Source organism: Ruegeria sp. CH8 (assembly GCF_056536985.1).
Window position 1 is genome coordinate 132,728 of the sequence record NZ_JBQFQR010000016.1, and the last position, 6,831, is coordinate 139,558.

Consider the following 6,831-nt stretch of genomic DNA (forward strand, 5'->3'; position numbering starts at 1 on the left):
ATGGATGGGCGACCTCTGATCCCAGATGGCCGCCCATTTTCTTTTTAGGCTACGGTTAAACGCTTGCCGTAATACAGCCCTACTACGTGTTCCGCCTGCGCGAAGAACAGCCAGCGAGACACCACGACGCCGGTTAGATGCGACAACACGGCCAGCAGCGCAAAGAAATGTTTGATCGCAACACCCGAGACCGGGATCAGGATCAGCAGCAAGGGCAGCACAAACGCCAGACCAAAGGAAATAACCCTTAGTTTCTGCGCATGTTTGCGGCCCACCACGTGGACGAATTCACGTAGCAGATAGTTCGTTCCGGTATGCGGCGGCTCGAAGGCGCGAACGCTGCCCCGGCTTCCCAAACCGGTGGCGGTGCCCAGGTTGGTGCCGGATTGCGCCAATGCGCCATCGCCTTTGGCCCAATAAGCAAGCTGCACTGCGCCAGCGATAGCCAGCAGCCAAGGGGCCAGCGCCTCGGCTCCAGCCAATAGCGCGCCACCTGCGAGGCTGAAGGACAGGAACATCGCTGGCGTCAGGTTCATGTTCCAGCGCGGGATGGTCTTGAGCTGGGTGTAGATCATTGAGGTGGTAAACACGGTGGCCAGACTGAGCAGTGCACCAATCCAACCCAGTATCGTCCAGTGACTGCCTGCGAATACGGCACCCAGCGCGTAAAGTCCCATGACGATGAGTGCGGCAACCGCGCAGACCCCTTCGCGGCTGAGCCAGCTGGATTTCCATTGGCTGAAGGCCTTCCAGGCGCGTTCTGGGTGGCCAAGGTGGAAGGTTGAAGCCAGCAAACCGCCCACCGCCAGTGCATAGGCGATGACGTAGAAAACGAAAGCGACGAAACCGGTTACCGCAGGTTGGCCGAGGCCGAGGAAAAACAGCAACCCAAAGCCCAAGCCGGAACAGGTCGTGAAGATGATGACAGAAGGGGCCGGGTGCATCAGAGCTTCTCCAGAGTTTTATCGAGCCAGCCAAGGAACCCTTTGGGCTCTTCGGCGACAGGGGCAAGTAGAGGTGCCAGAATGTCGATCTGGTCCTCGATCTGATCCTTGGGTCGCGGCGGCAGGTATTTGTTGACGGGTTTTGTGCCCATCTCAGGCATCAGGTCCATGCCCTCACGCTCGGCCACAAGTTTGCTGACATCACTGTCCGGGTCGCCAAGATCACCGAAATGCCGAGCGCCGGCGGGGCAGGTGCGCACGCAGGAGGGCACGCGATCCACCTCGGGCAGGTTCTCGTTGTAGATCCGGTCAACGCAGAGTGTGCATTTCTTCATCACACCTTCGGCCACGTCCAGTTCACGTGCGCCGTAGGGGCAGGACCATGCACACAACCCGCAACCGATACAGTCGCTTTCATTGACCAGTACGATGCCGTCCTCGACCCGTTTGTAGCTGGCCCCTGTGGGGCAGACGGTGACGCAGGGGGCGTCCTCGCAATGCAGACAGGATTTGGGGAAGTGGATCAGTTGGGCATGGCCTTCGGCCGGTGTGACCTCGTAGGAATGTACGCGGTTCAGGAAGGTGCCCGAAGGGTTGGCGCCATAGGCATCCTGATCCGACAACGGCGCGCCGTAGTTCTCGGTGTTCCAGCCTTTGCACGAGATCACGCAGGCGTGGCAGCCAACACAGGTGTCGAGGTCGATGACTAGACCCATCTTGCGTTCTGTGGATTGAGGGAGTTGAGTCATTTGCCTACCTTCCACGCCAGATCTTTCGGGCCGGTGCCAACGGGTGAATTGATCGGACCAAATTCGGGCTGGCTTTCCGCGTCACTTGGGGCCTCGGCCTTTTCGATTTTCACTTTCAGGTCGAACCATGCAGCTTGCCCGGTGATCGGGTCAGAATTGGCCCAGCGTTGCCCGTCGCCCTTTGGCGGCAGCAGTTCGTGGATCAGGTGGTTCAGCAGGAAGCCCTTGGTCGCCTCTGGTGCGTCCTCTTGCAACGCCCATGCGCCTTTGCGTTTGCCGATGGCGTTCCATGTCCAGACGGTGTTTTCGTTCAGCGCTGCCATCTCCATCACCGGAACGGTGATTTCCCCGTGCGGAGAGGTAACCTTGGCCCAGTCTCCGTCTTGCAGCCCGTGTTCGCGCATCAGTTTGGTCGGGACATACAGCGGGTTGCGTCCGTGTAACTGGCGCAGCCACGCGTTCTGGGTGCCCCAGCTGTGATACATGGCCATCGGGCGCTGGGTCAGGGCGTTGACTGTGAAGCCCTCGTTGCCCTGCTGGTCGGTCTGATACCAGATTGGCAGCGGGTCCATTGTGTCCTTGATGCGTTGGCGCAGGTGTTCGGGCGGCTGGCGATCGCCATGCCCTTCGGCGGCCAGTTGGAACTTGCGCATCGGTTCCGAATAGAGCTGGAACAGGTAGGGTTGCGGGCTGTCATAAATCCCCATCCCCACGGCCCAGTCCTGATAGGCCGCGTTCCACGGTTTGTAATAATCCGCGCCTTCGGGAATGTGCGCGACATAGAAGCCACCGTTTTCGATATAGCGATTCAATTGGTCGGGGTTGACCTCTCCGCGCCCTTCCTTGTCACCGTTTTCACCCCGGAACCCGGCTAGCGGGCCAATGCCCGGCTTGCGCTGGTGGTTGACGATGTAATCGGCGTAATCCTTCCACTTGGGGGTGCCGTCCTCATTGGTGAAGCCGGGCAAGCTCATGCGGTTGGCCAGTTCGATCAGCACCGACTGGAAACCGCGCACGTCGCGGTCGGGTTCAACCACCGGCCAGCGAATGGCGTCGGCGGCGGCGTCGGCCTCGCAAATCGGGCGATCGAGCAGCGAGATACAGTCGTGCCGTTCAAGATATGTGGTGTCGGGCAGGATCAGGTCGGCGTAGGCCACCATTTCCGAGGAATAGGCGTCGGAGTAGATTATCTTTGGAATGACGTATTTGCCGTCCTCATTGCGGGCGGTCAGCATCTCCATCACACCCTTGGTGTTCATGGACGAATTCCACGACATGTTCGCCATATACATGAACAGCGTGTCGATCTTGTAGGGATCGCCCGCAGCAGCATTCGAGATCACCATATGCATCAGCCCGTGGGCGGACATCGGGTTTTCCCAGGTGAATGCTTTGTCGATGCGCTGCGGCGTGCCGCAGTCGTCGATCAGCAGGTCTTCGGGGCCGCGCACAAATCCTAGGTGTGGACCTTCCAGCGGACGACCGGGCCGACGGTCACCGTGGGGGCTGGGGTGTGCCTCGACTGGCTTGGGGTAGGGCGGTTTGAAGCGGAAACCACCGGGGACCTCGACCGTGCCCAGAAGGATTTGCAGCACATGCAGGGCCCGGCAAGTCTGGAAGCCGTTGGCATGGGCCGAAATCCCGCGCATAGCGTGGAAGCTGACCGGGCGACCGATCATTTTGGAATGCGTCTCACCCCGGAAGTCGGTCCATTCGTGGTCCAGCTCGATGGCTTCGTCAAAAGCAACGCGGGCGATCTCGGCGGCGATGGCGCGGATGCGTTTGGCGGGGATGCCGCAGCGGTCGGCGACAGCCTCGGGGGCGTGGTCGTCGGACAGGTACTTCTCGGCCATCAGATGGAAGACCGGGCGATGGGTGACGCCGTCTTTTTCGTAGGTGGCTGAGAGGTCCGGGCGGACGCCGGGTTTGTCAAATGCGGTGGGCTCGCCCGTTACGCGGTCGATGACCAGTGGCTTTCCGTCTTCGTCGCGTAGGAACAGACCGTTCTCAGGCCCCTCGGACGCATTCACAAGAACCGGCGCGTTGGTGTAGCGGCTGAGGTAATCCAGATCGATCTTGCCCGCCTTCATCAACACATGGATCAGTGACAGGATGAACAGACCATCGGTGCCGGGTGTGATCCCGACCCAGTCATCGGCGACAGCGTTATAGCCCGAGCGGATCGGATTCACCCCGATCACCCGCGCGCCGCGCGCCTTGATCTTTCCGATGCCCATCTTGATCGGGTTGCTGTCATGGTCTTCGGCCACGCCGAACAGCATGAACAGCTTCGTGTGCTCCCAATCGGGCTGGCCGAACTCCCAGAACGCACCGCCCATCGTGTAGATGCCGCCCGCCGCCATGTTGACGGAACAGAACCCGCCATGGGCCGCATAGTTCGGCGTGCCAAAATTTTGCGCCCAGAAAGAGGTGAAGCTCTGGCTTTGGTCGCGACCGGTAAAAAAGGCCAGTTTCTGCGGGGCGGTTTCGTGAAGCTCGTTCAACCAGCCGACGGCGGTGCTGATCGCCTCATCCCATTCGATCTCACGAAACTCACCCGATCCACGCGGACCCACGCGGCGCAGGGGTTTGCGCAAGCGGGACGGCGCGTTGACCTGCATGATGCCCGCCGACCCTTTGGCGCACAGAACGCCCTTGTTGACCGGGTGATCACGGTTGCCTTCGATATAGGCGACCTTGCCGTCCTTCATATGCACGTTGATGCCACAGCGACAGGCGCACATGTAACAGGTTGTGCGCCGGACCTCGTCCGAGACTTTGGGGCTGGTGTCGATCTTCGGTTGCTGGATGGTCATCTGGCGTCCTTCTGTCGGGGCAGCGTATCAGGTCAGGAATGTTATTCCGGCAAGGATAACTCCTGCAATAAAAAGAGTTTCTACGACGATAAGGGCGATTGCAGCGCCACCAACCGACAGGATCTGTTTCAGGTTGGTCTTCATGCCGACCGCCGCGATGGCGATCAGCAGCAACCAGCGCGATGTTTGGCTGAGCAGTTCCGAGATGAAGGGCGGGATCAGGCCGAATGAGTTGGCCGCAGCCAGAACCAGAAAGCCCACGACAAAGCTGGGCAGGATCGGGGGGCGTTTGCCTGCCTCGTCCATGTCGGTGACACCACGGATGATCAGCGAGGCGACCAGAACCACCGGTGCCAGCATCGCAACGCGGAACAGTTTCACCAATGTCGCGGTGTCGCCGGTCTGTTCTGAGATCGAGAAGCCTGCGCCAACCACCTGCGCGACGTCGTGGATCGTGCCGCCAAGGAACACGCCGCCTGCCACGTCGCTCATGCCAAGCGTGCGCACCAGAATGGGATAGGCGATCATTGCGATGGTCGACAGCACGGTGACGCCCAAAACGGTAAAGATCAGCCGTTCCTCGGATCGCTCATCCTTGGGCAGGATGGCGCTGATCGCCATCGCAGCGGATGCTCCGCAGATCGCAACCGATCCTGCGGTCAGGAAGGCAAAGCGCCATTTGTGGCCAAAGAACCGCGCGATCAGCAAGCCAAAGGCAATCGTTGCCAGAACTCCACCAACGACCAGCGCGATCAGATCCCAGCCCAGCCCCATCATCAGCGTCATCGAAACCCGCACGCCCAAAAGCGCAACGCCCAGACGCAGCAGCGATTTCGCGGCAAAGCCGATGCCGGGAACGGTTTTGCCCTCTTCCCCCATAAAGCTTAGCGCGATGCCCAGCAACAGCGCCATCAACATGGCGGGTGTGGCATAATGCTCGGACAGGAACTTGGCGGTCACGGCAACGGTCATCGCCACCAGCACGCCTGGAAACAGGGTGCGGATCGTCAGTGAGGCGTTTGCGCCAAAAAGAGACGTAAGTTCAGTCTTTGCCAGCATCTACCCGACATGCCTTCTTGAAAAAATTGCGGTTTCGGCGGGTGCGCCGCCAAGGGTTTTCGGTAGCCGGGTCAACGCGTCTCCGGCTTGGAATTGGCGTGTTGAGCCTGCACGGCCGTCACGGCGATCATGTGCAGAATGTCTTCGGAGGAACAGCCGCGCGACAGATCGTTAGCGGGCTTGGCCAAGCCCTGCAGCACCGGCCCGATCGCCTCGACCCCGCCGATACGCTGGGCGATCTTGTACCCAAGGTTTCCGGCATTCAGGCTGGGAAAGACAAAGACATTGGCCTCACCTTTCAGCGGCGAGTCCTTGGCCTTCTTGGCCGCAACCTCGGGCACAAAGGCCGCATCGAACTGCAACTCTCCGTCGATCAGAAGCGACGGGTCTTTTTCGCGCGCGATATGCGTGGCCTCGACGACCTTGGAGACCTTGGCATGTTCGGCGCTGCCCGAGGTGGAGAAGGACAGCATCGCAACGCGTGGGGTGTCACCTGTCAGGGTCTCGTAGGATGCGGCCGAGGCGCGGGCGATCTCGGCCATTTGCTGCGCGTCCGGGTCAACGACCAGACCGCAATCGGCAAAGATGTGGGCACCTTTGACCTCGTGATGTTCCTTGCAGAACAACATAAGAAAAAAGCTTGAGACCATTGCGGCATCCGGGGCCGTGCCAATGATCTGCAACGCGGCGCGCACGGTGTCGGATGTGGTTTCAACCGCGCCACCAACAGTGCCGTCTGCGAAGCCTTGCTGCACCAGCATGGCGGCATAGTTTAGCCGGTCCGTGATCTGTTGCTGCGCCTCTTCCAGCGTCATGCCCCGATGCTTGCGCCGCTCGTACAGCGCCTGCGCCAGTTCGGGTTTTAACTCAGAGTCAGCAGGATCGTGGATTTCGATCCGTTCGGGATCATAGCCCTCATGGGCCTGCAACAAGGCCGAAACCTCGGCCTTGTTGCCTATCAGGATGATCCGCGCGACGTTCTCTCTCACGGCCATGACCGCGCCTTCGACAATGCGGGGGTCATCGCCCTCGGACAGGGCGATGATCTTGTCAGAGGCGCTTGCCGTCCCGAGAATGGCGCGCAGAGGCTTCACGCGGATTAAACCCCGGCCTGTTGGTTCATGTCGTCGGCGCTGATACCGGCGACTTCGACGGGTTTTTTCATCGCGTCACGGCGGAAGGGCTCACCCAGTTCCTGGTTGATCATGGCTTCGATCAGGGTGGTGATGCCGTTCTTCTGGTCCTCGATGGCCTGGTTCAGGG

Annotated in this window: 5 protein-coding genes; all 5 read right to left on the reverse strand. The window is 60.4% G+C overall.

Going from position 1 to position 6,831, the window contains the following annotated elements:
• Nucleotides 1-44: 44 nt before the first annotated feature.
• The 5 genes from ACR0ER_RS18215 to pta all read right to left on the reverse strand — a co-directional run bounded on the left by ACR0ER_RS18215 (nt 45) and on the right by pta (nt 6,662).
• A complete protein-coding gene (locus ACR0ER_RS18215; RefSeq protein ID WP_480770165.1) occupies nt 45-944 on the reverse strand; it encodes a dimethyl sulfoxide reductase anchor subunit family protein in 900 nt (299 codons plus the stop codon).
• Nucleotides 944-1,693: a 4Fe-4S dicluster domain-containing protein gene (locus tag ACR0ER_RS18220; protein WP_170329463.1), complete on the reverse strand. Its 750-nt coding sequence runs from the start codon at nt 1,691-1,693 to the stop codon at nt 944-946. Before ACR0ER_RS18220 ends, ACR0ER_RS18215 begins: the two co-directional genes overlap by 1 nt.
• Entirely contained in the window at nt 1,690-4,509 is a 2,820-nt protein-coding gene (locus tag ACR0ER_RS18225) for a molybdopterin oxidoreductase family protein (protein WP_480770166.1), read from the reverse strand. The genes ACR0ER_RS18220 and ACR0ER_RS18225 overlap by 4 nt, the downstream gene beginning before the upstream one ends.
• Before the next feature lie 27 nt (nt 4,510-4,536).
• Nucleotides 4,537-5,568, reverse strand: a complete 1,032-nt coding sequence (locus ACR0ER_RS18230) for a YeiH family protein (protein ID WP_480770167.1) — start codon at nt 5,566-5,568, stop codon at nt 4,537-4,539.
• A 71-nt stretch (nt 5,569-5,639) separates the two neighbouring features.
• A complete protein-coding gene (gene pta / locus ACR0ER_RS18235; protein ID WP_480770168.1) occupies nt 5,640-6,662 on the reverse strand; it encodes a phosphate acetyltransferase in 1,023 nt (340 codons plus the stop codon).
• Between the last annotated feature and the right edge of the window lie 169 nt (nt 6,663-6,831).